Genomic DNA, 370 nt, shown 5'->3' on the forward strand with positions numbered 1-370 from the left:
GTCAGTAATTTAACCCTCGCTTGTCGTCCTTGTAATCAAAAAAAAGGAAACCAAGAAATCAAAGATTTCTTATCAGGTCAACCTAATATTCTCAAACGGATTCTAGGACAAGCAAAACAACCATTGTCAGATAGTGCAGCAGTAAATTCTACCCGTTGGAAACTGTATGATAAACTAAAAGGAACGGGATTGCCTGTTGAAGTCGGAACAGGAGGATTAACCAAATTTAATCGCACTCGTCAAAACCTCCTAAAAACTCACTGGCTTGATGCAGCTTGTGTGGGAAAGTCTACTCCAGAGCAATTAATTGTTGGTAGGGACGTAGCAGTGCTACGTCCGTACAAGCCGCTTTTAATTACTGCCAAAGGAC

General features: G+C 41.1%; 1 pseudogene. It reads left to right on the forward strand.

What is annotated here, in order from left to right:
- Positions 1–370, forward strand: a pseudogene (locus tag JUI58_RS12690) (HNH endonuclease); the annotation flags it as partial.

Origin of the sequence: Spirulina sp. CCY15215 (assembly GCF_016888125.1) — a bacterium.
Taxonomy (GTDB): domain Bacteria; phylum Cyanobacteriota; class Cyanobacteriia; order Cyanobacteriales; family Spirulinaceae; genus CCY15215.